Annotated in this window: 30 protein-coding genes and 1 pseudogene; 27 read left to right on the top strand and 4 right to left on the bottom strand. The window is 41.0% G+C overall.

What is annotated here, in order from left to right; genetic code table 11:
- Positions 1-168: 168 nt before the first annotated feature.
- Positions 169-477, bottom strand: a complete 309-nt coding sequence (locus WBS51_RS09175) for a hypothetical protein (RefSeq protein ID WP_173823011.1) — start codon at positions 475-477, stop codon at positions 169-171.
- A gap of 113 nt (positions 478-590) precedes the next feature.
- Between WBS51_RS09175 and WBS51_RS09170 the strand changes: the two genes are divergently transcribed.
- A complete protein-coding gene (locus WBS51_RS09170; RefSeq protein ID WP_004611575.1) occupies positions 591-806 on the top strand; it encodes a helix-turn-helix domain-containing protein in 216 nt (71 codons plus the stop codon).
- A gap of 192 nt (positions 807-998) precedes the next feature.
- Here WBS51_RS09170 and WBS51_RS09165 read toward each other — a convergent pair whose 3' ends face one another.
- Positions 999-1,682, bottom strand: coding sequence for a helix-turn-helix domain-containing protein (locus WBS51_RS09165; protein ID WP_173749541.1), 684 nt, complete (start codon positions 1,680-1,682; stop codon positions 999-1,001).
- 250 nt (positions 1,683-1,932) lie between these two features.
- On the opposite strand from WBS51_RS09165, the gene WBS51_RS09160 reads away from it, so the two are divergent.
- The 14 genes from WBS51_RS09160 to WBS51_RS09095 all read left to right on the top strand — a co-directional run bounded on the left by WBS51_RS09160 (position 1,933) and on the right by WBS51_RS09095 (position 14,509).
- Entirely contained in the window at positions 1,933-2,262 is a 330-nt protein-coding gene (locus WBS51_RS09160; protein ID WP_004613680.1) for a hypothetical protein, read from the top strand.
- Positions 2,263-2,349: 87 nt separating this feature from the next.
- Positions 2,350-3,432, top strand: a complete 1,083-nt coding sequence (locus WBS51_RS09155) for a replication initiation factor domain-containing protein (protein WP_173749540.1) — start codon at positions 2,350-2,352, stop codon at positions 3,430-3,432.
- Positions 3,433-3,436: 4 nt separating this feature from the next.
- Positions 3,437-3,616 carry an excisionase gene (locus tag WBS51_RS09150; protein ID WP_081445676.1) on the top strand — a complete coding sequence of 60 codons (180 nt, stop codon included), beginning with the start codon at positions 3,437-3,439 and terminating at the stop codon, positions 3,614-3,616.
- 82 nt (positions 3,617-3,698) lie between these two features.
- The gene (locus tag WBS51_RS09145; protein WP_173749539.1) at positions 3,699-4,901 is read left to right on the top strand and encodes a tyrosine-type recombinase/integrase; all 1,203 of its coding nucleotides are present in this window, start codon (positions 3,699-3,701) and stop codon (positions 4,899-4,901) included.
- Between the two features lie 279 nt (positions 4,902-5,180).
- Complete coding sequence (locus WBS51_RS09140; RefSeq protein WP_173749538.1) at positions 5,181-5,486, top strand: hypothetical protein; 306 nt, start codon at positions 5,181-5,183, stop codon at positions 5,484-5,486.
- Positions 5,487-5,612: 126 nt separating this feature from the next.
- Entirely contained in the window at positions 5,613-6,161 is a 549-nt protein-coding gene (locus WBS51_RS09135; RefSeq protein WP_173749537.1) for a GNAT family N-acetyltransferase, read from the top strand.
- 166 nt (positions 6,162-6,327) lie between these two features.
- Entirely contained in the window at positions 6,328-6,813 is a 486-nt protein-coding gene (locus WBS51_RS09130; protein WP_173749536.1) for an RNA polymerase sigma factor, read from the top strand.
- Positions 6,803-7,378 (top strand): zf-HC2 domain-containing protein, encoded by a 576-nt coding sequence (locus WBS51_RS09125; RefSeq protein ID WP_173749535.1) that lies wholly within the window; start codon positions 6,803-6,805, stop codon positions 7,376-7,378. The genes WBS51_RS09130 and WBS51_RS09125 overlap by 11 nt, the downstream gene beginning before the upstream one ends.
- A gap of 133 nt (positions 7,379-7,511) precedes the next feature.
- A complete protein-coding gene (locus tag WBS51_RS09120; RefSeq protein ID WP_173749534.1) occupies positions 7,512-8,048 on the top strand; it encodes a DUF4854 domain-containing protein in 537 nt (178 codons plus the stop codon).
- A gap of 188 nt (positions 8,049-8,236) precedes the next feature.
- Complete coding sequence (locus WBS51_RS09115; protein WP_173749533.1) at positions 8,237-8,896, top strand: epoxyqueuosine reductase QueH; 660 nt, start codon at positions 8,237-8,239, stop codon at positions 8,894-8,896.
- Positions 8,897-8,986: 90 nt separating this feature from the next.
- A complete protein-coding gene (argH, locus tag WBS51_RS09110) occupies positions 8,987-10,363 on the top strand; it encodes an argininosuccinate lyase (protein WP_173749532.1) in 1,377 nt (458 codons plus the stop codon).
- Positions 10,364-10,539: 176 nt separating this feature from the next.
- On the top strand, positions 10,540-11,625 hold the full coding sequence (asd, locus tag WBS51_RS09105; RefSeq protein WP_173749531.1) for an aspartate-semialdehyde dehydrogenase: 1,086 nt from the start codon (positions 10,540-10,542) through the stop codon (positions 11,623-11,625).
- A gap of 167 nt (positions 11,626-11,792) precedes the next feature.
- Entirely contained in the window at positions 11,793-13,838 is a 2,046-nt protein-coding gene (locus WBS51_RS09100) for a DNA topoisomerase (RefSeq protein WP_294462714.1), read from the top strand.
- A gap of 2 nt (positions 13,839-13,840) precedes the next feature.
- A complete protein-coding gene (locus WBS51_RS09095) occupies positions 13,841-14,509 on the top strand; it encodes an acyltransferase (protein WP_173749529.1) in 669 nt (222 codons plus the stop codon).
- A gap of 19 nt (positions 14,510-14,528) precedes the next feature.
- Here the strand turns inward: WBS51_RS09095 and WBS51_RS09090 are convergent, their stop codons facing one another.
- Positions 14,529-15,293: a TraX family protein gene (locus WBS51_RS09090; protein WP_173749528.1), complete on the bottom strand. Its 765-nt coding sequence runs from the start codon at positions 15,291-15,293 to the stop codon at positions 14,529-14,531.
- Between the two features lie 172 nt (positions 15,294-15,465).
- Between WBS51_RS09090 and WBS51_RS09085 the strand changes: the two genes are divergently transcribed.
- The 8 genes from WBS51_RS09085 to WBS51_RS09050 all read left to right on the top strand — a co-directional run bounded on the left by WBS51_RS09085 (position 15,466) and on the right by WBS51_RS09050 (position 23,633).
- The gene (locus WBS51_RS09085) at positions 15,466-16,971 is read left to right on the top strand and encodes a 4Fe-4S dicluster domain-containing protein (RefSeq protein WP_173749527.1); all 1,506 of its coding nucleotides are present in this window, start codon (positions 15,466-15,468) and stop codon (positions 16,969-16,971) included.
- A 176-nt stretch (positions 16,972-17,147) separates the two neighbouring features.
- On the top strand, positions 17,148-18,428 hold the full coding sequence (locus WBS51_RS09080; RefSeq protein WP_173749526.1) for a glycosyltransferase family 4 protein: 1,281 nt from the start codon (positions 17,148-17,150) through the stop codon (positions 18,426-18,428).
- 4 nt (positions 18,429-18,432) lie between these two features.
- Positions 18,433-19,551, top strand: coding sequence for a glycosyltransferase family 4 protein (locus WBS51_RS09075; RefSeq protein ID WP_173749525.1), 1,119 nt, complete (start codon positions 18,433-18,435; stop codon positions 19,549-19,551).
- A complete protein-coding gene (locus WBS51_RS09070; RefSeq protein WP_173749524.1) occupies positions 19,521-20,114 on the top strand; it encodes a TVP38/TMEM64 family protein in 594 nt (197 codons plus the stop codon). Before WBS51_RS09075 ends, WBS51_RS09070 begins: the two co-directional genes overlap by 31 nt.
- A 127-nt stretch (positions 20,115-20,241) precedes the next feature.
- Positions 20,242-20,934 (top strand): iron-sulfur cluster assembly scaffold protein, encoded by a 693-nt coding sequence (locus WBS51_RS09065; protein WP_173749523.1) that lies wholly within the window; start codon positions 20,242-20,244, stop codon positions 20,932-20,934.
- A gap of 42 nt (positions 20,935-20,976) precedes the next feature.
- Entirely contained in the window at positions 20,977-21,987 is a 1,011-nt protein-coding gene (locus WBS51_RS09060; protein ID WP_173749522.1) for a GGGtGRT protein, read from the top strand.
- 246 nt (positions 21,988-22,233) lie between these two features.
- Complete coding sequence (locus WBS51_RS09055) at positions 22,234-22,422, top strand: hypothetical protein (RefSeq protein WP_173749521.1); 189 nt, start codon at positions 22,234-22,236, stop codon at positions 22,420-22,422.
- A gap of 344 nt (positions 22,423-22,766) precedes the next feature.
- A complete protein-coding gene (locus WBS51_RS09050; RefSeq protein WP_173749520.1) occupies positions 22,767-23,633 on the top strand; it encodes an RpnC/YadD family protein in 867 nt (288 codons plus the stop codon).
- A 58-nt stretch (positions 23,634-23,691) separates the two neighbouring features.
- Here WBS51_RS09050 and WBS51_RS09045 read toward each other — a convergent pair whose 3' ends face one another.
- On the bottom strand, positions 23,692-24,012 hold the full coding sequence (locus tag WBS51_RS09045) for a signal peptidase I (RefSeq protein WP_244092050.1): 321 nt from the start codon (positions 24,010-24,012) through the stop codon (positions 23,692-23,694).
- A gap of 47 nt (positions 24,013-24,059) precedes the next feature.
- Here WBS51_RS09045 and WBS51_RS15245 point away from each other — a divergent pair.
- From WBS51_RS15245 to WBS51_RS09025, 4 genes and pseudogenes are all read left to right on the top strand, one after another.
- Positions 24,060-24,382: pseudogene (locus tag WBS51_RS15245) on the top strand (hypothetical protein); the annotation flags it as partial.
- A 68-nt stretch (positions 24,383-24,450) separates the two neighbouring features.
- Complete coding sequence (locus tag WBS51_RS09035) at positions 24,451-25,041, top strand: metal-dependent hydrolase (protein ID WP_173749518.1); 591 nt, start codon at positions 24,451-24,453, stop codon at positions 25,039-25,041.
- 143 nt (positions 25,042-25,184) lie between these two features.
- Positions 25,185-26,381 (top strand): acetate/propionate family kinase, encoded by a 1,197-nt coding sequence (locus tag WBS51_RS09030; RefSeq protein ID WP_173749517.1) that lies wholly within the window; start codon positions 25,185-25,187, stop codon positions 26,379-26,381.
- Between the two features lie 58 nt (positions 26,382-26,439).
- Entirely contained in the window at positions 26,440-26,967 is a 528-nt protein-coding gene (locus WBS51_RS09025; RefSeq protein WP_173749516.1) for a YceD family protein, read from the top strand.
- Positions 26,968-26,969 lie beyond the last annotated feature (2 nt).

Genomic DNA, 26,969 nt, shown 5'->3' with positions numbered 1-26,969 from the left:
TTTTGTGGTGATTTAACAATACTACTTTTAGGACTTGCTTTCCACTGTTTTTTATTATAGAAAACAGAAAATCGCTATGCCACAGCCTTGGCAGGCCATCGCGCAGCGATTTTGTTCAATTCCAGTTTGTAGCAGACAGTTTTTTAATCGACTGTCTGCTTTTCCTTTTCAATCATAATTGATAGTAGTGGTATAAAATGGTTCATATCCATTGTGAAAAGACCATTTAGAACGGTGTAGATTGATTGTAAGGGTGGTGGGAGTTCCGTTGATTTGGTTATGTTCTGCTTCAATTTCTGCTACCACTTCATCAGTATTCCAGTATTGATATACGATAACTTGTAGTTCGGTATCACGATTAGCCCCATTGCTGAATGACATACTGTTAAATACAAGATAATCGGGTAAACTGATATAATAGAGAACACTTGCAAGCAAGACTAGAATAATAGTGATAAATAATAATTTCTTTTTCATTTTGACATACCTCTGTTTCTATATATTTATAAGGATAACTATATAGTACCTCACTGTATAGTGAATTACTACATAAAGATTTATTGAATATACTTTTATGTAGAGGTGAGGTAATGAAGTACGGACATTTAGAACTTCACATAGAGGAACTGCTGAAAGAAAAAGGAATTAGTAAGAATACCATTTGTAAAGAATTGGATATACCGAGGTCTAATTTTAATCGTTATTGCAGAAATGAATTTCAGAGATTAGACGCACAACTAATCTGTAAACTGTGCAGTTACTTGGATTGTGGAATAGAAGAATTGATAGAGTATGTGAAAGAATGAGAGTCTGTCGGATTGAAGAAAAATCGTGCAGGCTTTTGTTGTGTCAAGAAAAAGAGAAAACCTAGTGAGGTCAAGGAACAAGGCGTAGCCGATACGCCGTAGGGCAGTCCTTGACGGAACGGACGCAGCCAACTGCACCATGATACAGCAGAGGACTTGAAAGGTCAGAAACCTTGCAAGTCCTCTTGTCTGTTATTGGGCGTTATTCTTTAAATAAAGTGCTTCTTTTACCACTTCTTTTTCAAATGCTGTTATGTGACCGTCCTGTATTCCGTTGTCGATATAAAAGCAATCGTCAGTTTGTGAGTAGGCAAGTTTGGTAACTTTTGGTTCACAGGTCTTTGTATCAATTCCATAATAGTAAATCGTGGCTGTTGTTAATACCATGTGAATACTTTCAAAATCTCTTGTAAAAATGGTATGCCTGTCAGAATAGAAGAAATCAGACGGACATTCATAGAATTGGGAACTATCCTCTTTCAAAAATAATGGCAGTATGTGCATTGCATTTCCAGCACGATTGACAAGGACATAAAAGCGTGGAATAAGGGCGGCATATTGCGTCATCATGGCAATATAGATATCGTCTAAATTATCGAGAAGATATTCGGAGCAGGAGTTGTTATAAAAGACATATTGCAGGGCATTGTCATTTTGGCTTGTATGTTCCATAGGCACATTTTGTCCGTAAAGCCACCGCAAGTCTACATCTAAGGAGTCAGCAATCAGTTCCATTTTATCGGCTTTCGGATTGTACTGTCCCGAAAGATAGGAACTGAACGCCCCTTTGCTGATACCTGTATCTTTGACTATATCTACCTGTTTTTTATTTTTTGCTTTCATGGCAAATTTAATCCGTTCTGCGATTGTATTCATCTGAAAACCCTCTCTTTCCATATCCTGTTATAACTTTTCATATCTTATCGTCTAAGGACACTATACCACAAGTTCAGAAAAAAGAAAACAAAAAGTTTATAAAAAACTAAACTTTATATTGCAAAACGAATATGTCTGTGCTAATATACAATTAAGTTCAGAAATAACTGAACTAAAAACGACGTCGTAAATATGAAAATGAAAATATGAGAAGCTGACCTATCGGTTCAACGGGGAGAAAGGAACGTGTATGCAGATTACATTGACAAAAGAACAGGTAAAAGAAGCGTTTGGAGAACTTCGTTTTATGGGTGCGGATAACTGTTACCGCTATGATAAAGACAGTAAGAAGAAAACAGAGGAAGTGGAAGCCTTAAAACTTCATCTTGGAAGCATGAAACTTGGGAACAGCGTGGATATTCGCTTGGAAGCAACGGAACTTCCGAAGATTGAGCCTTATGCTGTGGTGGAACTGGAAGAACCAGTATATGCTCCTTATGTGCAGAGAGGAAACTTTCCTGTATTAGTGGAGAAGATTACCTGTAAGGGTATCCGCCCTGTTCCAAATAAAAATATGTAGGCGGTCAAAGTTCCTGCCCTCGTTCTGACGTACCAAACGGCAGGTTGGGGGGCAGGGCAATGGCAACGCCATTGCAGGTAAGGAGGTTTGATAAATTTGGAAGAAAGAAGCGGAAGTTTTCTTCCAGAACTCCCCTACACTAACAGGGGAGTAATACGGCAGAAAGAAGAATTAAGTGCCTTGATAGATTGGTGTCAGATAACCATTAAGGAAGTTCCGTTAGAAGCAGTCATAGAAGATGTGTTGAAAATACCTATGGAACTTATGACTGTAACGGGCTATGAAAAGGGGATTGCAGGACATGAGGTTGTGGCAATCTTCGATAATATCAAGGTGCTAAAGCCGACAGGAAATGCACAGTATCAAGGCTTTCAGATTTTGATGAGTGGGAAAGGCTGTCGCAACTATGAGAATTTTTTACAACTCAATGAGGAAACATGGTTTGATTTCTTGAACAGAGTTTGCCAGTATCATATCAATGTTCCTCGGATTGATTTGGCGATAGACGACAGAAAACCGTATTTGAGTATTCCCGATTTGATTGTACGGACAAAAGAGGGATTGCTTTCCACAAAACTAAGGGAGATAGATTTTCACGACTCGGGAGAACTGAAAGAAGAAGTGTTTCAGAGTAAAGGTGGCAGTCTTTATCTCGGCAGTTCAGCCAGTAATTTGAGATTGGTATTTTATGAAAAGGGATATGAACAGAATAAAAAGTATGGAACAGAATTAGACGAAAATTGGAATAGATATGAGTTGAGATTTCGGCAGGAAATGGCGGTAAGTGTAGTACAGGAATTATTGAGATATAGAGATGTGGCAGGACTGGCAATGGAAGTATTGAACAGTAAAATACGATTTTTAGAAAAGCCGACAGGCAGCATGACAACACGAAAAAGACTTTATCCAACCTATCAAGCATGGGCGGAACTGATGAAAGATATAGGCAAGGTGAAACTTACCATGCAACCACAGAAGAAAAGTTTACAAAAGGTGTGGGAGTGGTTGGAAAAGTATGTTGCCCCGTCTTTGAAACTGTTTGCAGAGGTTGGGAAGATAGAGCAGAGAGATTATATTGGCAATCTCATAGAAAATGGAGAAATGAATATTACACAGAAGCAGTTGTATGATGATTATATAAAAGCAAGAAAATTAGACGAAAGGGGGTGATCGTATCGAAAAAGCATTACTAAATATAAATGAATTTTGTGAGTATATGGGGATTGGGAAAACAAAGGCAAGAGAACTGTTGAACAATCCGAAAAATAGATTTACAGTACGCATTGGTAATCGGTTGTATGCAAATAAGAAATTACTTGATGAATGGCTGGAATATCAATGCAAAAGGGCTTGAAAAGAAAATGGGGTGTGGATATAATGAAAATTGAAATATTTACTTTACCATATTTCTTTCAGTAGAAGAAAGGAAAGTTGGTATGGGTAAAGATTTAAAGGGCAAAGAACTCGGTAAGGGAATTTCACAGAGAGCAGACGGACGCTATATTGCAAGATTTACAAGCAAAACAGGGAAACGAAAAACGCTTTATGATTTTAAACTGAATGAATTAAAACGGAAGTTGCGAGAAGCGGTTTATGAAGATGAACATGGTTTGAATGGCAATGGCGAAAGTATCACTTTAAACGCATGGTATGTAACGTGGACGGAGTTGTATAAGAAGAAAACAGTTAAAATGACTACGATATATAAAAACCACAGTTACTACAATTCAAGAGTGAAGAACTCTATCGGAAAGATGTATTTGCAGGATATTAAAACATATCACGTTCAGAAGTTTTTAAATGACTTGATAGACAGCGGTCTTGCACATGGAACGGTGTCGAACATCAGATTTATGTTGAGTGATATGTTTGATAAAGCGGTATTGAGTGAATACATTAGAAAAAATCCTTGTATCGGTGTGGAAATGCCAAAAGAAGTGAAAAAAGAAAGACGTGTATTAACAAGAGAGGAACAGGAAAAATTCTTTACATTTGCTTCTTCCTACATACACATCAATGTTTTGAAATTTGCTGTGACAACAGGTTGTCGGATTGGAGAAGTGCTGGGACTAAAATGGGAAGATTGTGACTTTGAAAAAAGAGAAATTATAATCAATAAGACAATCCATTATTCAAAGGCTTCCAGTCCTGTTGAGGGTTCAAAGTTTTTCTATACGACTGCAAAAACCATATCCAGTAATCGTGTAATTCCTATGACAGATGAAGTGTATGAGATTTTACAAAATCAGAAGATAAAGCAGACAGAACAGAAGATGTGGAAACGCTCGATATGGAAACAGCATAAAGAATTTCAAAACTTGGTATTTACCTGTTCTGATGGTTCGCCAGTTTATTATTACAACGTCAATAGTGCAATCAAAGACTATGTAGCGAAAATCAATGTGATAGAGATTGAACTGGCAAAGGAAGAAAAGAGAGAGCCGAAGATATTTGAAGTGTTTACCTGTCACACTCTGCGACATACATACGCTACAAGGTGTTATGAAAATGGAGTAGACCAACAGGTAGTACAGAAACTCTTAGGTCATTCCACGCTGGCAATGACAACCGATTTATACACGCACGTTTCAGAAGAAAAGAAAAAAGAAGAAGTAGCCGAACTGAAAATATTGGCTTAAAATTGGAGTAAAAATGGAGTAAATCAGAAGATAGATAGCGAAAAACAGCGTAAAATCAACGTTTTCAAGTGGATATAAATATTGTGCAGAAATAATTGAGAAGAAATTCTTACAAAGAAAAGGCGTTGTAAAAGGGTAAATATTTCAAGACAAGATGAGAAATGGCGTAGGTAGTGGAAACATTATTTGCGCCGAAAATCTTTTACATACATTTAACTGGTAAAAAATATAGAGAATGGTAAAATTATCTTGCAAGGGGGGAGATAGGGAGGATTTTATATGTTCTTGATGGCGATATCTATTCTGGTAATTGTGGAAACCATTGGCTTCTTTCTTGCAAAACGGTATGACATGAGTGAAAAAGTAGACAAGGGAATAGAAATTTGTTATTGGAAATTAAGTTATAGACGAAAATTTATTAGAACACTTTGTTTTATTCCTGTATCTGTAATTATAATTATTGAGTTTTATAAGGAATTTCAATCATATATGTTTACAGGAATAATTGGCGTTGTGTTCTTTATATCAATTTTTATTCAGGCTTTTTATAATTATAAGAGATGGAAAAATGAAATTGAGGAATAAATTTTGTCCGGCTGGCATAAAAGTGAGGTCGAGGAACAGGACATAACCAACAGCACCACGGTATTTCAAGGTGTAATTATGAGATTCTATATAAAAGTTGTATGTTAACAAAGGAGGAGATTGAAATTGAAATTTGAACCTATTGAAGTCAAGGATAAATTAAATAGAACTATAGTGATACGAAGTGCAATCGCAGATGATGCAGAGGATTTAATAAAATATTTAAAAGTCACTACAGAAGAAACACCATATCTGATTCGAGAGCCGGATGAGGTTGCTATTACACATGAACAAGAAGTAGCGTTTATAAATAATTGTCTGAATTCAGATAAATCTTTGCTGTTAATTGCAACATTAAATGGAAGACATATTGGTAATTGTTCTTTAAATCCAATAGGAAGTTACAGGAGATATGCTCATAGGTGCGAAGTAGCAATTGCTTTATATCAGGAATTTTGTGGATGTGGTATTGGAAGAACTATGTTGGAGCATATGCTTAAAGTGGCAACAAAGATGGGATTTGAACAAGCCGAACTTGAAGTTATTTCTGACAATAAAAGTGCAATTGCTTTGTATGAAAAACTTGGTTTTAAGAAGTATGGTTCCTTGCCCGACAATATGAAATATGCAAGTGGCCATTATGCTTCAGCAGACTGGATGATGAAAAAATTATAATGGGCATTACAATTCCTGGTTTATAGCAGACAGTTTTTTCGATAGCTGTCTGTTTTCTTTTTCTCATAATGGATAGCAGATTTTGCAATCGGACAATTTGATGTAAAAAGAGTGAAATTCCTGTAACGAAAATTATTTATAGAGTACATATAGGAGGAGGTGGAATATGGAAGAGATGGTAGAGATTTACAAAAAATATATGCCGCAGGTGTATAAATTTTTGTTTAGCCTTTGTCACGATGTTCATTTAAGCGAAGAACTAACCCAGGAAACTTTTTTTCAGGCTATGAAATCCATTGATAATTTTCATGGAGACTGTAGGTTATATGTGTGGTTGTGTTCCATTGCAAAGCATTTGTGGTATAAAGAGTTAAAGAAGAAAAAAAGAGAAACGGCGGCAGAGAATGCAGAACAGGCAGATTATCGGAATCTTACAGAGAATTCGGCCATACAGAAAGTGGAAGTGATAGAATTATATAAAAAACTTCATTTGCTGGAAGAGCCTGTACGGGAGGTCATGTATTTGCGGCTGAATGCAGATTTTACTTTCAAAGAAATTGGAGAAATCATGGGAAAAGATGAAAATTGGGCAAGAGTAACTTTTTATCGTGGAAAGCAGAAAATCAGAAAGGAGAACCGCCATGAAATGTGAAATGATTCGCGACTTATTGCCTCTGTATATTGACGGATTGACCAGTGAGGAAAGCAATCGGGAAATAGAAAAGCATTTAAAAAACTGTAGAGGATGTCAAAAATACTATCAGGAAATGACAGGTGAAATTGGTGAAGATATATCCATAAGTGAGGAAGAAATACAGGAACTTCAAGTTATAAAGAAGATAAAGAAAAAAAATAAGAGAAAAATGTTTGGGGTACTTACAGGAATTGTTCTGGCTTTGGCCGTTTGCGTGATGGTTTTGTTTACACAATGGTATAGTTCTGCGAATTCCGAAGAAGTTACGGTAGATTATGGAGTGAGAGGAAATGTTGCATATTGTGCTATAGAAACAAAGCCGGGATACTCTATGGAAATAAACGGCTCTTCGTCTCATTTAAAAATATTAAGGCTGAGAAAAACAATGAGTCCGAAAGGTCAAACGATTAGCTGGGAAGAAAAAATAGGGACAGAGGAGAACCCTTGCAAATGGACAATAGAATTTCAAGATAAGATTATGGTTATTGAAAATGGACAGTTGACAAAGGAAAAGGAAAAATAGTGATGTTTTTGAGAAGACAAACGTTTGTTGAAATTGACTAAAAACAGCACAGAATATTAAAATTTTTATTTATATTGACATTTTCCGCCTGCTCGGATAAAATGAATCTATCAAACCAAGGAGGGCTGTTTTTATGAAGAAAAAGTCTTTAAAAGTGTTGTTATGTTCCACTTTACTGGCTATGGCGCTGACTGTTTCCGCATGCGGTGAGAAGGATGCAGGAAAAGACAGTGCAGAGGTTTCCAGTGAAAAAGAAACGCAGCAGGAACAGGAAGAAAAGGAAGTGGAAAAAGAGGAATCAGAACCGGTGAAATTGGAAGATGCCGAACCCATAACCGAGAAGTTCCCGGATATTAAGTCTTATGTGGAATCTGACCTTGTACAGGAACAGTTAGATGCACAGCTTTCTTCTCTTGGAGACAGCGGTATGAGTATGGAAGTGCTGGGAGAAGACAACAAGCTGATTTACCGGTATACCATGGATGGTATTGTTAAGACAGATGCGTTGACCGAACAGCTGCAGTCTGCTATGGATGGACAGGCGGATACTTTTAAAAACGTAGCAAGTTCTTTGAAATTGGCGGTAGAGGTAGAAAATCCGGTGGTTGTAGTGGAGTATATTGATATGAATGGGGAAGTGATTCTTTCCGCAGAGTATACGACAGAATAATTTTGGTGCAGAAATGGAATACAGGCCCGGGGCTGTGAGAGAAAACAGTCCCGGACATAGAAAAAGCGAAACAAGTCTAAGAATTCTAAGATGCTCATGAGAGATTCTCTCGAAATTTCAAAATAATTCCTTGATGAAGAAAGTTTTTTTTCGTATACTTTTGTATAAAAGCAGAGAAGGGAAACAGGATGAACAGAAATTATCAAAAAGAACTGGAAAAAATCATAGAAGAAAATCAAAAACAGGGAAAGATTCCCAGGCTTTTTTTGCACAGTTGTTGTGCGCCCTGCAGCAGTTATGTGTTGGAATATCTGTCCCGGTATTTTGAAATTACAGACTTTTTCTATAACCCCAATATTTTTCCCCGGGAGGAGTACGAAAAGCGAACAGAGGAGCTGAAACGGCTGATAGAGGAAATGCCTTTGGTGCATAAGCCGGTTTTTGTGGAAGGCAGGTATTGCCCGGAGGAGTTTTTTGAAATGGCAAAGGGACTGGAACAGGCTCCGGAAGGCGGAGAACGGTGCTTTCACTGTTACCGCATGCGGTTGGAAGAGACGGCCCGCATGGCTGCAGAGGGAGGATATGACTACTTTGCCACTACGCTGACCATCAGTCCCTTAAAGAATGCGGGAAAACTAAATGAAATCGGGGAAGAGTTGGAAAAGATTTATCATGTAAAGCATCTGCCTTCGGATTTTAAGAAAAAAAACGGATATAAACGTTCTACAGAATTATCCGGAGAATATCATCTTTACAGACAGGATTACTGCGGCTGTGTTTTTTCCAGACAGGAGCGTGAAAGACAAAAGCAGGAACAAAAGGAAAAACTCTTGCGTTCAACACTATAAAGTGATAAAATTTTACACAAGATATTGTCGAAAGTGCAAAAACGAAAGAACTTCGGCGATACGGTGAAAAAGAGAGGAATGAGGAACAATATGGCACAATTATGGGGAGGTCGTTTCACAAAAGAAACAGACCGTCTGGTGTACAATTTTAATGCGTCTTTGAGTTTTGATAAAAGACTTTATAAGCAGGATATCAAAGGCAGTATGGCCCATGCTTCCATGCTGGCTAAGCAGGGGATTCTTACAGAACTGGAAAAGGAAGAGATATTATCAGGCCTGCAGGAAATTTTAAAGGATATTGAAAGCGGAAAACTGGAGTTTTCACCGGAATACGAAGATATTCACAGCTTTGTAGAGGCAAATCTGATTGCCAGAAAAGGAGACGCAGGGAAGAAGCTGCATACAGGAAGAAGCCGTAATGACCAGGTGGCTTTGGATATGAAAATGTATGTAAGAGATGAAATTCAGGAGACAGACGAACTTTTAAAAGAACTGCTGGAAACTCTTCAGAAATTAATGGAAGAAAATCTGCACACCTATATGCCTGGCTTTACCCATTTGCAGAAGGCTCAGCCAGTGACTGCAGCCCACCATTTGGGCGCTTACTTTGAGATGTTCAAAAGGGACAGAAGTCGTTTGAAGGATACAGGAAAGAGATTGAATCTCTGTCCTCTTGGAAGCGGGGCGCTGGCAGGAACTACCTACCCTCTGAACCGGGAATATACTGCGCAGGCGTTGGGCTTTGACGGTCCTACTTTGAACAGTATGGATTCTGTGGCAGACAGGGATTATCTGATTGAATTTTTGTCCGATTTATCCATGATTATGATGCATCTGAGCCGTTTTTGCGAAGAGATGATTTTGTGGAATTCCAATGAATATCAGTTCGTGGAAATTGACGACGCTTACAGTACGGGCAGCAGTATTATGCCTCAGAAGAAGAATCCGGATATTGCCGAACTGGTAAGAGGAAAAACAGGAAGGGTTTATGGGGCGCTTATGTCTTTGCTTACTACCATGAAGGGAATTCCTCTGGCTTACAATAAGGATATGCAGGAAGACAAGGAATTGGCTTTTGATGCCATGGATACAGCCAAAGGATGTATTGCGCTGTTTAACGGTATGCTGTCCACTTTGGAATTTAAAAAAGAAAATATGGAAAAGAGTGCGAAAAACGGCTTTACGAATGCCACAGATGCAGCAGATTATCTGGTGAACAAGGGTGTGCCTTTCAGAGATGCCCACGGCATTGTTGGCCGTCTGGTGCTTTACTGCCTGGAGAAGAATATTTCTCTGGACGAGATGTCTTTAGAAGCATACAAAGCCATCAGTCCGGTTTTTGAGGAAGACATTTACGAGGCTATCAGTATGAAAAATTGTGTAGAGAAGAGAAATACCATTGGTGCGCCAGGCTCAGAAGCCATGAAAGAGGTACTGAAGCAGAATAAAAAATATCTGGAAGAATAAAAAGAAATTCTTGACATTTTGGAAAAATTTGTTATAGTAGTGTTTAACGAAAACAAATGTGCGTGTAGCAAAGACGTTTGCGGCGCAAAGGCGGTTGAAACAGTAAAATGGCTGAGTCAGAAAAAGCCGGCTGCAGACAAAGCGTTTTGCAGGCATAGGGTAAGGAGAATAGACAGATGAGTGAAAAATTAAGAGTTGGAATTTTAGGAGCTACAGGTATGGTCGGACAGAGATTTATTTCTCTTCTGGAAAACCATCCATGGTTTGAAGTCGTAACAGTGGCAGCAAGTGCAAGAAGTGCAGGAAAAACATATGAAGAGGCTGTAGGAGGTCGTTGGAAAATGACAACTCCTATGCCGGAAGCAGTGAAAAAACTTATTGTCATGAACGTGGCAGAGGTGGAAAAGGTTGCTTCTACGGTGGATTTTGTATTTTCAGCAGTGGATATGTCCAAAGAAGAAATCAAAGCGATTGAAGAGGAATATGCAAAGGCCGAAACCCCTGTTGTTTCCAACAACAGCGCCCACAGATGGACACCGGACGTACCGATGGTAGTGCCGGAAATCAACCCGCAGCATTTTGAGGTGATTGAGTTCCAGAAAAAACGTCTGGGCACAACAAAGGGCTTTGTGGCTGTAAAGCCAAACTGTTCCATCCAGAGTTACGCGCCAGTGCTTACTGCATGGAAGGAATTTGAGCCATATGAAGTAGTAGCCACTACTTACCAGGCAATTTCCGGCGCAGGAAAGACTTTCAAAGACTGGCCGGAAATGGTAGAAAATATCATTCCTTATATCGGCGGTGAAGAAGAAAAGAGTGAAATGGAACCTCTTCGTCTCTGGGGCGAAATTAAGGACGGCGTGATTGAGCCGGCCAAAGAACCGGTGATTACCTGCCAGTGTGTGCGCGTTCCGGTATTAAACGGACATACTGCAGCCGTATTTGTGAAGTTCAGAAAGAACCCCACCAAAGAACAGCTGATTGAAAAACTGGTAAACTTCAAAGGACTTCCCCAGGAACTGGAACTGCCAAGTGCACCGAAGCAGTTTATTCAGTACATGGAAGAAGACAACCGCCCACAGGTACAGTTGGATGTAGATTATGAAAATGGCATGGGAATTTCCATAGGCCGTTTAAGAGAAGATAAAGTGTATGATTACAAGTTTATCGGACTTTCCCACAATACGGTTCGCGGTGCGGCAGGCGGAGCTGTGCTTTGTGCAGAAACCTTGAAAGCAAAAGGTTATATTACAAAGAAATAAATATTACGAAAGAAAAATCCGGGGAAACCAGTGTCAGATTATGCAAAAGCAGGCACTGGTTTTTCGGCTCTGAAAGGGGTAGAAAACGTCAGAAATTTGACGCATATCCCAACCTGTGTTAAGATAAAAAGCATTGTAAAGAAATTAAAAGCAAAAGAGGAGCTTTCATGAGCAAATCATTATTTATAGCCGAAAAACCAAGTGTCGCCCAGGAATTTGCCAAGGCGCTGAAATTGAATACATCCAGAAAAGATGGTTATCTGGAATCGGAAAACACCATTGTAACCTGGTGTGTGGGACATCTGGTAACCATGAGCTATCCCGAAGCCTATGACCCGGCGCTGAAAAGATGGAGTCTGGATACGCTGCCCTTTTTGCCGGAAGACTTTAAATACGAAGTGATTCCTTCGGTGAAAAAGCAGTTTGATATTGTCAGCGGACTGCTGAACCGCAAAGATGTGGAAACTATCTATGTCTGTACGGACTCCGGGCGGGAAGGGGAATATATTTACCGTCTGGTAGCCATGATGGCAGGCGTAAAAGATAAGGAACAGAAGCGAGTGTGGATTGACTCTCAGACAGAGGAGGAGATTATCCGGGGAATCCGGGAGGCGAAATCGCTTTCAGAGTACGATAACCTTTCGGCTTCGGCCTATCTGCGGGCGAAGGAAGACTATCTTATGGGCATTAATTTTTCCAGACTGCTTTCTCTAAAATATGGCAATGCGGTTTCCAATTATCTGGGCAGCCGCTACCAGGCCATTTCAGTGGGGAGAGTTATGACCTGTGTCCTGGGTATGGTGGTACGCAGGGAGCGGGAAATCCGGGAGTTTGTGAAGACGCCTTTTTACCGGGTGCTGGGAAAATTTGAACGGCAGGGACACTCTTTTGAAGGAGAGTGGAGAGCCACACAAGGCAGCCGTTATTTCCAATCCCCCCTTTTATATAAGGAAAATGGATTTAAGAAAAAGGAAACAGCAAAGGAACTGGCAGAATTACTGTCTGCCAATCCCCCTTTGCAGGCGGTGGTAGAAAAGATTGAGCGGAAAAAGGAAAATAAAAATCCGCCGCTGCTTTTTAACCTGGCAGAACTACAGAATGAGTGTTCCAGGCTGTTTAAGTTAAGCCCCGATGAAACGCTGAAAATCGTGCAGGAATTGTATGAAAAGAAGCTGGTTACATACCCCAGAACCGATGCCCGTGTGCTTTCCACTGCCGTGGCAAAAGAGATTCAGAAAAATATAGGCGGACTGCGCAGTTTTGTCCATGTGGGGGCTTATGCAGAAGAAATTCTGGCCGGACAGATGTATAAAAATCTTTTGAAAACCCGCTATGTCAATGACAAGCAGATTACAGACCATTATGCCATTATTCCCACAGGACAGGGGTTAAATGCGCTGCGAAGCGTTTCTGTGCAGGGGGAAAAGGTGTATGAAGTGATTGTGCGCAGATTTTTGAGTATTTTTTATCCTCCGGCTGTTTACCAGAAAATCAGTCTGGTGTCTGTCAGGGAAAAAGAACGGCTGTTTTCTTCTTTTAAAGTGCTGGTTTCCGAAGGGTATTTGAAGGTAAGCGGGTATTCTTTCGGGAAAAAGAAAGAGGAGGAAACCTCGGAAGAAGAAACACAGGACAGCGCTTTTCTGGAAATGCTGCAGAATATCCGAAAGGGAAGTATTCTCTCCATCCAACGGTTTTTCATCAAGGAGGGAGAAACATCGCCGCCTAAGCGGTATACCTCCGGTTCTATGATTCTGGCGATGGAAAATGCAGGGCAGCTGATTGAAGATGAGGAATTGCGGGCCCAGATTAAGGGAAGCGGAATTGGAACCAGCGCTACCAGAGCGGAAATTCTGAAAAAACTGGTAACCATTCAGTATCTGGCACTGAATAAAAAGACGCAGGTCATTACCCCCACCTTGCTGGGAGAAATGATTTTTGATGTGGTCAATGCTTCTATCCGTTCTTTATTGAGCCCGGAATTGACGGCAAGCTGGGAAAAGGGACTGACTTATGTGGCTGAAGGCAGCATTACCCCACAGGAATATATGGAGAAACTGGAACGCTTTATCCGCTCCTGGACCCAGGGGGTTCTGGGACTTAGAAACCAGCTGATGTTAAAGCAGTTTTTCGATGCGGCGGCTCAGTATTATCAAAAGGGAACGGGCAATAAAACCAGAAAAAGCAACCGATGTGATACAGAGAAAGGAAGGTAAAAATGGAACAGTTGAAAATTCAGGAATTATACAGTGATTTAAGTAAAACCATGGCAAAGGAACTGTTGGAGAGCAAAATCTATCCATGGGAAGTGCTGCCGGAAATCAGCGCTTTTTTGGTGAAGCTGGGAAATGCATTAAGCGAAGAGGAATATGAAAAAAGAGGAGAAGATGTGTGGATTGCCAAATCTGCAAAGGTGGCGCCAACGGCCTATATCCATGGCCCGGCCATTATTGGAAAAGAGGCGGAAGTCCGTCACTGTGCTTTTATCCGGGGGAATGCACTGGTAGGCGAAGGTGCGGTTGTGGGAAATTCCACAGAGTTGAAAAACGTAATTCTCTTTGATAAAGTGCAGGTACCCCACTATAACTATGTGGGAGATTCCATCTTAGGCTATAAATCCCATATGGGGGCAGGTTCTATTACCTCCAATGTAAAATCAGACAAAAAGCTGGTGGTGGTAAAAGGACAGGAAATGCAGATAGAGACAGGATTGAAAAAGTTTGGCGCTATGTTGGGCGATGAAGTGGAAGTAGGCTGCGGTTCTGTACTGAATCCGGGAACGGTGGTGGGAAGCCACAGCAACATTTATCCCCTGTCTTCTGTAAGAGGTGTGGTTCAGGCCAACAGTATTTACAAAAAACAGGGTGAAGTAGTGGAAAAAAGATAGCTGCCTGCAGTACGGGATGTTAAATCCCGAATACTGCATAGCGCAAGGAAAATAAGAGCAGAAGATGTGCCGGATAGAAAAGGTAGAAGAAATATTTCATGCTTCTGCCTTTTTGCTGATTATACAGGTTGATGGGAAGAAAAGCAAAGCAGGCCACAGGCTCCCATAAAAGAGAGAGACATCCTGCAATGGTTTTTTCCAGAGGATAGGAATAAAACAGGTATAAAATGAGAATCAGTACAATCCCTTTCCAGTTGTAATCAGCAGCAAACAATTTTCCGAGAAGAATCCCTCCCCCTGCCGCAAAAAGCAGGAGGACGGGATTTTTTTGTCTGACGATGTCCATGAGCCAGAGGGTGAGAAAACCGATAAGAAGGGTAAACATCACGTTCTGGTAGGAAAACTCCAACAGACCGCCGTTAAAGCACAAATCAAAGGGCAGTTCAGACACACAGGCAAAAAGAAAGAGCCGCAGGGCATACTTCTTACGGTTGGAGGTATGGACAAAGCCTTCCACCAGAAGAAAACAGAAAATGGGGAAGGAAATTCTTCCTACTGACCGGAGTATCCGGTCTGCCTGGTACAGGAAAGAGGTGGTTTCAAAGTCCCAGGCAGAAGAAAGCTGTTGGTTGTAAGCGGAAATTACGCCGCTTTCCAGAAAAACAGCTCCAATATGGTCTGTCAGCATGGTGACAAGGGCAATCCATTTTAGGGCGCTGCCGGTAAGCAGCGGAGGAAGCAGTGTATTTTTTGCGGTATCAGGGTATCTGATTTTATAAAACATAAGCAGTATCCTTTCTGGTGTTTTTTTGTTTGAAGAAGTTCAAATTGCATTTATTATAGCACAAGATGCCTTTGTATTGAATAAAGTACCTGCAATTTCTTGCAAAGAAATAAAATTGTGTTTATTATAAACAACAGGGATTTCAGAAAAAATGCAGGAAAGGAAGAATGCAATGAGAAGTCTGGATACAAATGTAAAAAGAATCCGTCACAAAGTATTTAAAGAGATTGCCCGTGTGGGTTTTGAATCGGAACCGGAGACCCTGGTGGCTGATATTGAGGCCATTCCTTATCATATTGTACAGGAGAGGGCAACATACCGGGAAAGTATTTACCGGGAAAGAGCAGTGGCCAGTGAGAGAGTCCGCCTTGCCATGGGAATGTCTCTTCGGCCGGAAAATGCAGCCGTACATATTACCGCAGGTCTTGAGGCCAGCAACATTGACGAGAAATATTATGAGCCGCCGCTTATGCAGGTCATACCTTCGGCCTGTGATGCCTGTGAGCCTAAGATGTATGAGGTTTCCAATATGTGCAGAGGCTGTGTGGCGCATCCTTGTAAGGAGGTCTGTCCAAAGGGCGCTATCAGCATTGTAAAGGGCAAATCCATTATCAACCAGGAAAAATGCATTAAATGCGGAAAATGCAAATCAGTCTGTCCATATGATGCCATTGCCAAAAAGGAGCGTCCCTGTGCCAGAGCCTGTGGTGTAAATGCTATTGAAAGTGATGAATTGGGAAGAGCCAAAATCAACAATGAGAAGTGTGTTTCCTGCGGTATGTGCATGGTAAACTGCCCGTTTGGAGCTATTTCTGATAAATCACAGATTTTTCAGCTTGCCCATGCACTGAAAGAGGGAAAACAGATTATCGCAGAAGTAGCGCCGGCTTTTATAGGGCAGTTTGGGCCTGATGTGACACCGAAAAAATTAAAGGCGGCTTTGCAGGAACTGGGCTTTGCAGATGTCTATGAAGTGGCTCTGGGAGCAGATATTGGAGCAGTTGCTGAGGCACATCACTATGCAGAGAAAGTCAGCACAGGGGAACTGCCTTTCCTGCTCACTTCCTGCTGTCCTTCCTGGAGCATGCTTGCAAAGAAGTTCTTCCCGGATATGATTGGGAATATTTCTCAGGAGCTGACGCCTATGGTGGCAACTGCAAGAACCATTAAGCAGCGTTATCCGGAGGCTCATGTGGTGTTTATTGGCCCTTGTGCTTCGAAAAAACTGGAGGCTTCCAGAAAATCGGTACGAAGTGACGTGGATTTTGTCATTACCTTTGAGGAGCTGGCAGGAATGTTTGAGGCAAAGGGAATTCATCCCGAAGAATGCCAGGGTGAAAGTTCTCTTCATAATGCAACTGCAGCTGGAAGAGGTTATGCGGTTGCCGGAGGAGTGGCCAGCGCAGTAGAATCCTGCCTTCATGAATATTATCCGGAGGTAGAGGTTCACATTGAGCATGCGGAAGGCCTGGCAGAATGTAAGAAAATTCTGACTATGGCAAAAGCAGGAAAATTAAAAGGCTGTATGATAGAAGGTATGGGTTGTCCTGGCGGCTGTATGGCAGGTGCGGGAACCAATGTACCTCTGGCAAAAGCAGCAGCAGACTTGAAAAAATATAAAAAAGACTCTTCCAGACAGTTACCCCCGCCGGAACTGGCGGAAATCCATCTGGATTAAGAAAATTTAAGAAAAGCGCATGAAAAGAAGAACTGCAGGTTTTTTCGGAAAGAGAAAACTGCAGTTCTTTTTTCTATATTCTTTAGAAAAACTTTAAAATTGTCTGCTTGTTCTCTTTAAATCTGTTTTTTATGATAAAGACAACTTAAGAGAAAGACCAAAAGGGGGAAATCCTTATGAAAATATTAATCACAACAGATTGGTATAAACCGATTATCAACGGAGTGGTGACATCTGTGCTGAACTTAAAAAAGGAACTGGAAGAAAGAGGACATGAGGTAAGAGTTCTGACTTTATCCAGAAGCTATGAGTCTTATAAAGAAGCAGGCGTTTATTATATTAAATCCATAAATCTGGAAAAAATTTATCCGAATGTCAGGGCTGTGCTGCCTCATACGGAAAAGCTGGTGCGGGAATTGGTGCACTGGAATCCTGATATCGTACATTCCCAGTGTGAGTTTATGACCTTTTCTTATGCGGTCAAAATCAGTAAAAAATGCAACTGTCCGCTTTTGCATACTTACCATACAGTTTATGAGGATTATATTCATTATCTGCCTGGAAGAATTTCAGAACATAAAGCCGGGGCTGCTTTAGAAAAGAAAGCGGTAGCACAGTTTTCCAGAAGCGTGCTGAAAAAAGCCAGTCAGGTGATTGTACCTACGGAGAAAGTAGAGAAGATTCTGGAAGGCTATGAAGTAAAGAAGCCGATTTCCGTGATTCCTACAGGAATTGATTTGCAGAGATTTTCCGGAGATTTATCAAAAGAAGAAAAGCAGGAATTAAAGAAAAAATGGAACATTCCTTTGGAGAATCAGGTACTGGTCAGTGTGGGACGTCTGGCAAAGGAAAAGAATCTGGAAGAATTGTTAAGGTTCTTTGCACAGATGGTAAGAGAAGAAGGAAGAGAAAAACTGACTTTTCTGATTGCCGGGGACGGACCGGACAGAGAACGTCTGGAAAATCTGACCGTGGAGCTGGAAATTCAGGACTGTACTGTGTTTACGGGCATGATAAGCCCGGAGGAAGTAGGCCGGTATTATCAGCTGGGAGATGTATTTGTGTGTGCCTCCAACAGTGAAACCCAGGGGATTACCTATATCGAAGCCCTTGCCAGTGGAGTTCCGGCCCTGTGCAGGAAAGATGATTGTTTAAACCAGGTTGTGACAGACGGATATAATGGTTTCCAGTATGACTCCTATGCATATTTTAAAATGCATTTAGAATATCTGCTGGAGAAGGAAAGCCGGAGAGTGCAGATGGGAAAATGTGCCAGAGAGACCGCCTATCTGTATTCTACCTGGAATTTTTGCACTATGGCAGAATGTATTTATAAAGAAGTACTGGTACGACAGGGTATGGCAAAGCTTTCCCTGGCTGTACAGGAAGAAAAAGGATTTTCCAGGGAATTTCTGGCAGTCTGGAACCGGAAAAATATGTTGAGAAGAGGAGTGTAGGGTTATGAGAAAAATAAATATGTTATCAAAAGCAGATATGGTAAAAGGGCAGGGTGTGCTTTCCGCTCATGATGAGCAGGTGGCGCTTGCCAGACAGGTTATGAAGGGCAGTGCCGTGATTCTGGAAAATTCAAAAAAAGCCTGCGAAATTACGCACTATCACTCCATTAATCCGGAATACTATCTCTCGATTGACAAACGGAAAAAACAGGGGACGGCTGTGGGATATGTACACTTTTTGCCGGAAACTGTGGAAAACAGCATTTCTCTTCCAAGAGCGGTAAAGAATCTTTTCTATAAATATACGATTTCTTTTTACCGGAGAATGGATTATCTGGTAACGGTCAATCCGGTGTTTATTGACAAACTGGCACAGTACGGTATTCCCAGAGAGAAAATCACATACATTCCCAATGTGGTTTCCGAGGAGTCTTTTTATCCTATCTCCGGGGAAAAGAGAAAGAAAATCCGGAAAAAATGCCACATGGATCCGGATGCCTTTACTGTTTTATGTGTGGGGCAGCTGCAGAAGCGAAAGGGTGTCTTTGAATTTGTGGAAACAGCACGAAGAATGCCGGATTGTCAGTTTGTATGGGCCGGAGGTTTTTCTTTTGGAAAGATATCAGAAGGATACGAAGAGATTCGGGCTCTGATGAAAAATCTGCCCTCCAATGTGAAGTTTCTGGGACTGGTGGACCGAGAGAAAATGAACGAGGTCTACAATATGGCGGATGTGATGTTTCTGCCTTCCTATGAAGAACTGTTTCCCATGACCATTCTGGAATCCATGAATTGTGCTTTGCCGGTTTTGGTGCGGGATTTGCCTGAGTACAGACCCATTCTTTTTGACCATGCGTTGACTGGAAGAAATACAGAAGAGTTTGTACGGACGCTGCGCCAGCTGAAAGAAGAACCGGATTTTTATCAGAGAAGCGCGCATGCTTCCTATGAGGGTCATGAGAGATACAGCAGAACTGCGGTGGGAAACCAGTGGAAAGCATTTTATGAAAAGGTATTTCGCGAATCGGCAGAAGGAAAAAAGCTGAAAAACAAAAGGAATCTTTTAGGCAAAGAAAGAAAAGAGGAATTGGTATGGAAAAACAGAAAACAGCAGTATATCTGAATCTCTGCACACTCATAGGCCTGATAGGTATGGGGTGGTTTATCTGGTATGGAATCCGGCATCAGCTCTTTGTGTCTGCAGACGCATTAAAGGCTTTTTTAAGCCAGTTTGGCCTTTTTGCGCCGGCGCTGTTTATTGTGATTCAGATGGTGCAGGTGGTGATTCCTATTTTGCCCGGAGCAGTGGGCTGTCTGGGCGGTGTCCTGATTTTCGGACCGGTCTGGGGATTTGTATACAATTATGTGGGGATTTCCCTTGGTTCCATATTGGCCTTTCTGCTTTCCAAACGGTACGGAAGACCTTTTGTCCGTCAGATGGTGGGAGAAAAGAATTATGAAAAGTATATTGGCTGGCTGGAAAAAGGGAAGGCTTTCGATAAAGCATTTGCAGTAGCTATTTTTCTTCCTGTGGCGCCAGATGATTTGCTTTGCTATATTGCAGGGCTTACCCCTATGTCCTTGAAAAAATTTGCGGCAATTATTTTTCTGGGAAAGCCGGGTTCTATTTTTCTCTACAGTCTGGGCCTTACCGGGATTATGGAAGTGCTGCGGTATCTTTTTTAGACAGAATTTTGGAAAAAAAGAGAAAATAGGTCTGGATTTTTTTGCGGTTTTATGAGAAAATAGGTTTGAATAAGACGTTAAATGATTAACGCACTTGTAAGTATACATACTTGAAAGGAGTTTTAAAATGATTTATTCACATGAAGTAGAAACAATGTGCCCGGTAGCACAGGGCGTGAATCACGGTGCAGCTCCAATTCCGGAAGAAGCAAAGTGGGTAAAAGCAAAAGAAATCAAAGATATCTCTGGTTTAACACACGGTGTAGGCTGGTGTGCGCCTCAGCAGGGTACCTGTAAATTAACATTAAACGTAAAAGAAGGTATCATTCAGGAAGCACTGGTAGAAACTATCGGATGTTCAGGTATGACACATTCTGCTGCTATGGCATCAGAAATCTTGCCAGGAAGAACACTGCTTGAAGCATTAAACACAGACCTGGTTTGTGATGCGATTAACACAGCTATGAGAGAATTATTCTTACAGATTGTATACGGACGTACACAGAGTGCATTCTCTGAAGACGGTCTGCCGATTGGTGCTGGTCTGGAAGACCTTGGAAAAGGACTTCGTTCTCAGGTTGGTACAATGTACGGAACATTAAAGAAAGGTCCTCGTTATCTGGAAATGACAGACGGCTATGTTACAGGCATCGCATTAAACGAAGACGATGAAATCATCGGATACAAATTCGTAAGCTTTGGCAAGATGATGGACTTCATCAAAGCCGGCGATGATGCAAACACAGCATTTGAAAAAGCTCAGGGTCAGTACGGACGTGTAAACGACGCTGTTAAGATTATCGACCCACGTAAAGAGTAATCAGACGGAAGTGTCAGATATAGAAATCAGGAGGATAGAATAATGGCTTTATTTGAATCATATGAAAGAAGAGAAAAACAGATTCTGGCTGTTTTAAAAGAGTACGGAATGAACTCTATTGAAGAAGCTGCAGAAGTAACAAAAGCAGCCGGTTTAGATGTATATAAAATGGTTGAAGGTATTCAGCCAATCTGTTTTGAAAACGCAAAATGGGCTTACACAGTAGGCGCTGCTATCGCAATCAAAAAAGGCTGCAAGAAAGCAGCAGATGCAGCAGCAGCTATCGGTGAAGGTCTTCAGTCTTTCTGTATCCCGGGTTCTGTTGCAGACCAGCGTAAAGTAGGTCTTGGACATGGTAACTTAGGAAAAATGCTTCTGGAAGAAGATACAAAATGTTTCGCATTCTTAGCAGGACATGAATCTTTCGCAGCAGCAGAAGGCGCTATCGGTATTGCTGAAAAAGCAAACAAAGTTCGTAAAGAGCCTCTTCGCGTTATCTTAAACGGATTAGGAAAGGATGCTGCTCAGATTATTGCTCGTATCAACGGATTTACATATGTAGAAACAGAATACGATTACTACACAGGCGAATTAAAAGAAGTATTCCGCAAAGCATACTCTGACGGACTTCGTGCAAAAGTAAACTGCTACGGAGCAAACGATGTTCGTGAAGGCGTGGCTATCATGTGGAAAGAAGACGTTGACGTTTCTATCACAGGTAACTCTACAAACCCGACACGTTTCCAGCACCCGGTAGCAGGTACATACAAGAAGGAACGTATCGAAGCAGGAAAGAAATACTTCTCTGTTGCATCAGGCGGTGGTACAGGACGTACTCTTCACCCGGACAACATGGCAGCAGGCCCGGCTTCTTACGGTATGACAGATACCTTAGGACGTATGCACTCTGACGCTCAGTTTGCAGGTTCTTCTTCTGTACCGGCTCACGTGGAAATGATGGGTCTTATCGGCGCAGGTAACAACCCGATGGTTGGTATGACTGTAGCTGTAGCTGTAGCTGTTGAGGAAGCAGCTAAGGCTGGAAAATTCTAATATAGGGGCGAAAAACCTTGATTTTAAGGGGCTTCTCAAGTCGTAGTTCGGCTTGGGGAGTCCTGTTTTTTTGTCTAAAAGACTCATAAAAGCCACACGCAAGCCACACTCTACAAGCCACACAAGCCACACTTGAGTTTATGGTGGGTTAAGGCTTTCTCATATTAGGGTTTTTGAACAGATGTTAGATACGCTTTGAGTTCGTGTAAGTAAAGTGAAAAATTTATTTGGGAGGAGTGTGTCTATATGAGACGTGCAAATGGTTCTGGTAACATTTATAAGATGAAAGGAGGTAAGCGGAGAAATCCTTGGAGGGTGAGAGTCACCGTAGGCTGGGAGTTAAATCAAGAAACAGGCAGATGTAAACAGAACTTAAAGACCATAGGTTATTATCCAACGAGGGCTGAAGCTGAGGCAGCTTTGGTAGCTGGATAAAAATGTTGCTACTGCAATAGAATTACTTAAGAACCATGCCAGTCATATACAGGTATTGAGATTGGCACATTTAACCATGGAAGATGTAAGTGTAAAAGATAAATAGGGTATTAAGAGCAGGCTGCTATTTACTGGTATGTATTTAGCGGTCTGTTCTTTGTGTAAATCCTTATGAGTTTTGGTATCTTCACTCTCATATATCCCCCACAGAAACACTCCCTAAAAATGATATTGACATCTCCGTTCCACAGAGTTACAATGCCGACAATCCAACGGTTAGACAGCTCATTGTATTTGACTGAACCCATTGGAAACTGTTATAATATATCAAAGGAGGGATTGCATTGTCAGAAGGGATAGCGTATCAGAACAAAGACATTGAATTTAAGCTGATGAGCGAAACCTATAAGGAGAAATCCTTTGAGGCTTACGGCTTAAAACTACCAAAGATTAAGGAAGTATTGCCTACAAATTTGCCAGCAGTTTCGGCAAATGAAATGCGTATCGACAATGTGTTTTTACTGGAAGATGACACAGTGGCAATCGTAGACTATGAGTCAGAAAATAAGGCTTCTAATCGTGTGAAGTATATTAACTATATTGGCAGGATTATGCACAGATATGACTCACAGAACAAAGTCATACCTAAACTGCGTATGATTGTAATTTATACGGGAGACGTGGAACACGCAGAAGATACGTGGGAAATACCATGTTTGACTCTGAAAATGGAGCAGGTATTCATTCATAGCCTGCCAGATGCTGAAATCTACCAATCTATTAAAAAGAAACTGGAGAATAATGAAACATTATCAGATAAGGAACTTATGCAGCTTATCATTCTTCCACTTGCCAAGAAAGGCAAAGAAGAAAAACAGAGAATGATTGAGCAAGTAGTAGATTTGGCTAAACAGATTGATGATGAAAACACACAGGCATTTGTTATCACAGGTATTCTGGTGAGCAGTGATAAGTTTATAGACAGAGATTATGCAAAGGTAGTAAGGAGGTATTTGAGCATGACGAAAGTATTCCAGATATTAGAAGAAGAGAAACAAGAGGCAATCAACTTAGCTGAACAAAAACGTACTATTCGTATGGCAGAAAGTTTAATTAAAGATGAAGTAGATACAGTAGTTATTATGAGAGCAACAGGCTTTTCAAAAGAGCAAATTGAAGAAATCAAGCAGAATATGCTGACAACGAAATAGGGTATTAAGAGCAGGCTACTATTTACTGAGAGGTATTTGGTAGCCTTTCTCATTTCATTTAGTGGTGGGGGGAGTTGCCACTTGTGGCAAGGTTGACTGTTTCGTGGAAGAGATGATATACTTTGATTAAAGTGTCGTCATCCGCTTTCTCGTTGTTGTCACCTTTTGTTGTGATGTTACCTTCAGCATCAATAGTAACTGCTCGGTGGCAAACCTTTGTATCTTCATTTATACGAAACATAACTACATCGTCTTCTTTGATGCCTTTCGTTTTCTGTACAATAGCAATGGAGTTTGTTTCCATATACGGCTCCATTGAACCAGACAAAACTAACACTGGTCTGTACCCAAAGATATAAAACTCATCTTTCTGTATCATAACTCCCAACAGCATATAAACTGAAAGAGCAATGATACCATAAGAAATTATTGAACTACTGTGATAAAATAAAAGATTATGCAGATTCTTTCCCGGAAAACTATTGGATCAATACCAGCAGTAATGATGCTGTTAAGAAATTCATCAAGAACTTATCTATCCGGAAATGTATCAGTCTTTAGAGAACGTCTGGAGCCTTTTATTTATGACCGGATATTTAACGCAGCGTGAAAGGGTTGATGTGAAGAGGTATAAGGAGGAACGGAAGTATGACGAAGAACTCCGGGAAAACGGAGTAGATAAAATTTTAAAATATGGAATTGCGTGTTATATGAAACGGTGTAAAGTGAAACTGGCAGAGGTGTCATAGACGCTTTATACAATCCATCACCAGGACAAATAGAAACAAAGGAGAATATTTTGTTAGGAAAAACACACATGACAGTAGGAATTGCGGCTGCTTTAGCAGTGACACAGCCCGCCAGTGTTTCTGAAATGATTCTTGCTGTTGGCATTGGCGGATTGGGTGCATTGATAAGTGATATTGATGTGGGAACATCAGCTTCACATAAAGATGCGGATAAAATAACAGGGCTTTCAGTGGCTGTTATAGCCTTGGCCTTGTTTTTGGACAAGTTTTTTCATACGGGGATTATAAACAGGGTGATATATAGCAGCGGTTATGGAAAAATGATTTTTGGTATACTTCTTTTCGTAGGTATTTGCGCCTTTGGTAAAGAACAGCCTCACAGGTCATTTATGCACTCAATCTTAGCATTGATACTGCTCTCTTGTGCAGTGGGAGTGATATGGAAAAACGCGGTTATTTATTTTGCAGTAGGATTTATATCTCATCTTGCGACAGACATATTTAATAAGAGAAGAGTAAGGCTGCTCTATCCTTTGAAAGGCGGGGTATCCTTAGGATGGTTCCATGCATATGGATTGGCGAATACCATACTTTTTGTTATGGGAAGTGTGGTTGCCGGGCTGGAGAGTGTTTTCTTTGTGATAAGAATGCTGCAATAAATGAGAGAAAGACAAACTGTTTTAACTTTAGAACTTGTTTGTCCCACAAAAACGTTGTATAATACTTCTAAGAATGGTCTTTTTAAAGGCCAAAGATACAGAAATTCTGTATAGATTATCTAATGATAGCGGAGGAAGAAAATATGAACGTATTAGTAGTAAACTGCGGAAGTTCATCACTGAAATTCCAGTTAATCAATTCCGAGACAGAAGCCGTAGCAGCAAAAGGTCTGTGCGAGCGCATCGGACTTGACGGAAGACTGGTATATCAGCCAACAGGCGGAGAAAAGGAAACGACAGAGGCATCTATGCCAACACATACAGAGGCCATCAAAATGGTTCTGGATGCACTGGTAAATCCGAAAACAGGTGTATTGAAAAGCTTAGATGAAGTAGAAGCTATCGGACACCGTGTTCTGCACGGCGGTGCAAAAATTTCCGATTCCTGCATCATTGATGACGAGGTTATCTCTGTTATTGAAGAATGCTGTGATTTAGGACCTCTGCACAATCCTGCAAACTTAATGGGTATCCGTGCATGTATGGAATTAATGCCTGGCAAACCGAATGTAGCAGTCTTTGACACGGCTTTCCATCAGACCATGCCGGAAAAAGCATATATGTATGCTATTCCATATGAATATTATGAAAAATATAAAGTTCGTAAATACGGCTTCCACGGAACTTCTCACAGATTTGTTTCCAAAGAAACCATCAAGTTCCTGGGATTAGACCCGGATAACTCTAAAGTTATTGTTGCTCATTTAGGAAACGGTTCTTCCATCAGTGCGGTAGTGAACGGTAAATGTGTAGATACTTCCATGGGTCTTACACCGTTGGAAGGTCTGGTAATGGGAACGCGTTCCGGTGATCTGGATCCGGCTGTTTTAGATTTTATTTGCAAAAAAGAAAATATTGATGTTGCGGAAATGGTAAATATTCTGAATAAAAAATCCGGTCTGATGGGACTTTCCAAAGGACTTTCCAGCGATTTCCGTGATTTAAACGAAGCCAGAGAGCAGGGCAACGAAGATGCGAAACGTGCAGTAGACTGTCTGTGCTACAGAATCATCAAATACATCGGTTCTTACGCAGCAGCTATGAATGGTGTGGATGCCATTGCCTTTACAGGTGGTATCGGTGAAAATGCAATTCCTGTAAGAGAAACGGTTGTCAAAGGTTTAAGCTACCTGGGAATCACTCTGGACGAAGAAGCAAACCAGACAAGAGGAGAAAACAAAGTTATCTCTACACCGGATTCGAAAGTAACTGTTGCAATTGTTCCTACAAACGAAGAATTGGCAATTTGCCAGGAAACAGCTGAATTAGTTCAAAAATAATGGTTGACAAACCATAAAATCCTATGTATAATTTACAAGGTGTGATTAGGAGACTATTATGCTAATTGATTTATCGGAAATTTTATCCCTGGAAGGAAAGACACAGGTTGTTGAAGCACCTGTTTCCATGGATTCCTTTCAATCAAAACTGGGAGACTTCCCAGTTGCGGAAAAAGAGCCCCTTTCGCTGACTATTACAAATACGGGAAAGAAGGTTCTGAAAATCGAGGCGAAGGGCAGGATAACTGTCAACATTCCCTGTGATAAGTGTTTAAAGGATGTTCCCACTGAATTTGACATAAACTTTGAGCAGGAGATTGATATGCAGGCCTCAAAGGAAGACAGGATAAAAGACTTAGATGAAATTAATTATGTCACAGGTTGCAGCCTGGACGTAGAGCAGTTAGTGCATAATGAGATTTTAATCCATTGGCCTTTAAGGGTTCTATGTAAAGAGGACTGCCGGGGAATCTGTCCCAAATGCGGGAAAGATTGGAACGAAGGCTCTTGTGACTGTGACCAGTCCAGCCCTGACCCCAGAATGGCGGTAATCAGTGATATATTTAGCAAATTTAAGGAGGTGTAACC

It is taken from the genome of Blautia acetica, from assembly GCF_038739805.1.
Taxonomy (GTDB): domain Bacteria; phylum Bacillota; class Clostridia; order Lachnospirales; family Lachnospiraceae; genus Blautia.
This window is presented reverse-complemented; position numbering and strand designations above follow the sequence as displayed.

Coding starts and splice junctions, on each gene's coding strand:
- WBS51_RS09175 (WP_173823011.1), bottom strand. CDS start 477: ATGAAAAAGAAATTATTATTTATCACTATTATTCTAGTCTTGCTTGCA.
- WBS51_RS09170 (WP_004611575.1), top strand. CDS start 591: ATGAAGTACGGACATTTAGAACTTCACATAGAGGAACTGCTGAAAGAA.
- WBS51_RS09165 (WP_173749541.1), bottom strand. CDS start 1,682: ATGAATACAATCGCAGAACGGATTAAATTTGCCATGAAAGCAAAAAAT.
- WBS51_RS09160 (WP_004613680.1), top strand. CDS start 1,933: ATGCAGATTACATTGACAAAAGAACAGGTAAAAGAAGCGTTTGGAGAA.
- WBS51_RS09145 (WP_173749539.1), top strand. CDS start 3,699: ATGGGTAAAGATTTAAAGGGCAAAGAACTCGGTAAGGGAATTTCACAG.
- WBS51_RS09140 (WP_173749538.1), top strand. CDS start 5,181: ATGTTCTTGATGGCGATATCTATTCTGGTAATTGTGGAAACCATTGGC.
- WBS51_RS09130 (WP_173749536.1), top strand. CDS start 6,328: ATGGAAGAGATGGTAGAGATTTACAAAAAATATATGCCGCAGGTGTAT.
- WBS51_RS09125 (WP_173749535.1), top strand. CDS start 6,803: ATGAAATGTGAAATGATTCGCGACTTATTGCCTCTGTATATTGACGGA.
- WBS51_RS09120 (WP_173749534.1), top strand. CDS start 7,512: ATGAAGAAAAAGTCTTTAAAAGTGTTGTTATGTTCCACTTTACTGGCT.
- WBS51_RS09115 (WP_173749533.1), top strand. CDS start 8,237: ATGAACAGAAATTATCAAAAAGAACTGGAAAAAATCATAGAAGAAAAT.
- argH (WP_173749532.1), top strand. CDS start 8,987: ATGGCACAATTATGGGGAGGTCGTTTCACAAAAGAAACAGACCGTCTG.
- asd (WP_173749531.1), top strand. CDS start 10,540: ATGAGTGAAAAATTAAGAGTTGGAATTTTAGGAGCTACAGGTATGGTC.
- WBS51_RS09100 (WP_294462714.1), top strand. CDS start 11,793: ATGAGCAAATCATTATTTATAGCCGAAAAACCAAGTGTCGCCCAGGAA.
- WBS51_RS09095 (WP_173749529.1), top strand. CDS start 13,841: ATGGAACAGTTGAAAATTCAGGAATTATACAGTGATTTAAGTAAAACC.
- WBS51_RS09090 (WP_173749528.1), bottom strand. CDS start 15,293: ATGTTTTATAAAATCAGATACCCTGATACCGCAAAAAATACACTGCTT.
- WBS51_RS09085 (WP_173749527.1), top strand. CDS start 15,466: ATGAGAAGTCTGGATACAAATGTAAAAAGAATCCGTCACAAAGTATTT.
- WBS51_RS09080 (WP_173749526.1), top strand. CDS start 17,148: ATGAAAATATTAATCACAACAGATTGGTATAAACCGATTATCAACGGA.
- WBS51_RS09075 (WP_173749525.1), top strand. CDS start 18,433: ATGAGAAAAATAAATATGTTATCAAAAGCAGATATGGTAAAAGGGCAG.
- WBS51_RS09070 (WP_173749524.1), top strand. CDS start 19,521: ATGGAAAAACAGAAAACAGCAGTATATCTGAATCTCTGCACACTCATA.
- WBS51_RS09065 (WP_173749523.1), top strand. CDS start 20,242: ATGATTTATTCACATGAAGTAGAAACAATGTGCCCGGTAGCACAGGGC.
- WBS51_RS09060 (WP_173749522.1), top strand. CDS start 20,977: ATGGCTTTATTTGAATCATATGAAAGAAGAGAAAAACAGATTCTGGCT.
- WBS51_RS09055 (WP_173749521.1), top strand. CDS start 22,234: ATGAGACGTGCAAATGGTTCTGGTAACATTTATAAGATGAAAGGAGGT.
- WBS51_RS09045 (WP_244092050.1), bottom strand. CDS start 24,012: ATGATACAGAAAGATGAGTTTTATATCTTTGGGTACAGACCAGTGTTA.
- WBS51_RS09035 (WP_173749518.1), top strand. CDS start 24,451: ATGACAGTAGGAATTGCGGCTGCTTTAGCAGTGACACAGCCCGCCAGT.
- WBS51_RS09030 (WP_173749517.1), top strand. CDS start 25,185: ATGAACGTATTAGTAGTAAACTGCGGAAGTTCATCACTGAAATTCCAG.
- WBS51_RS09025 (WP_173749516.1), top strand. CDS start 26,440: ATGCTAATTGATTTATCGGAAATTTTATCCCTGGAAGGAAAGACACAG.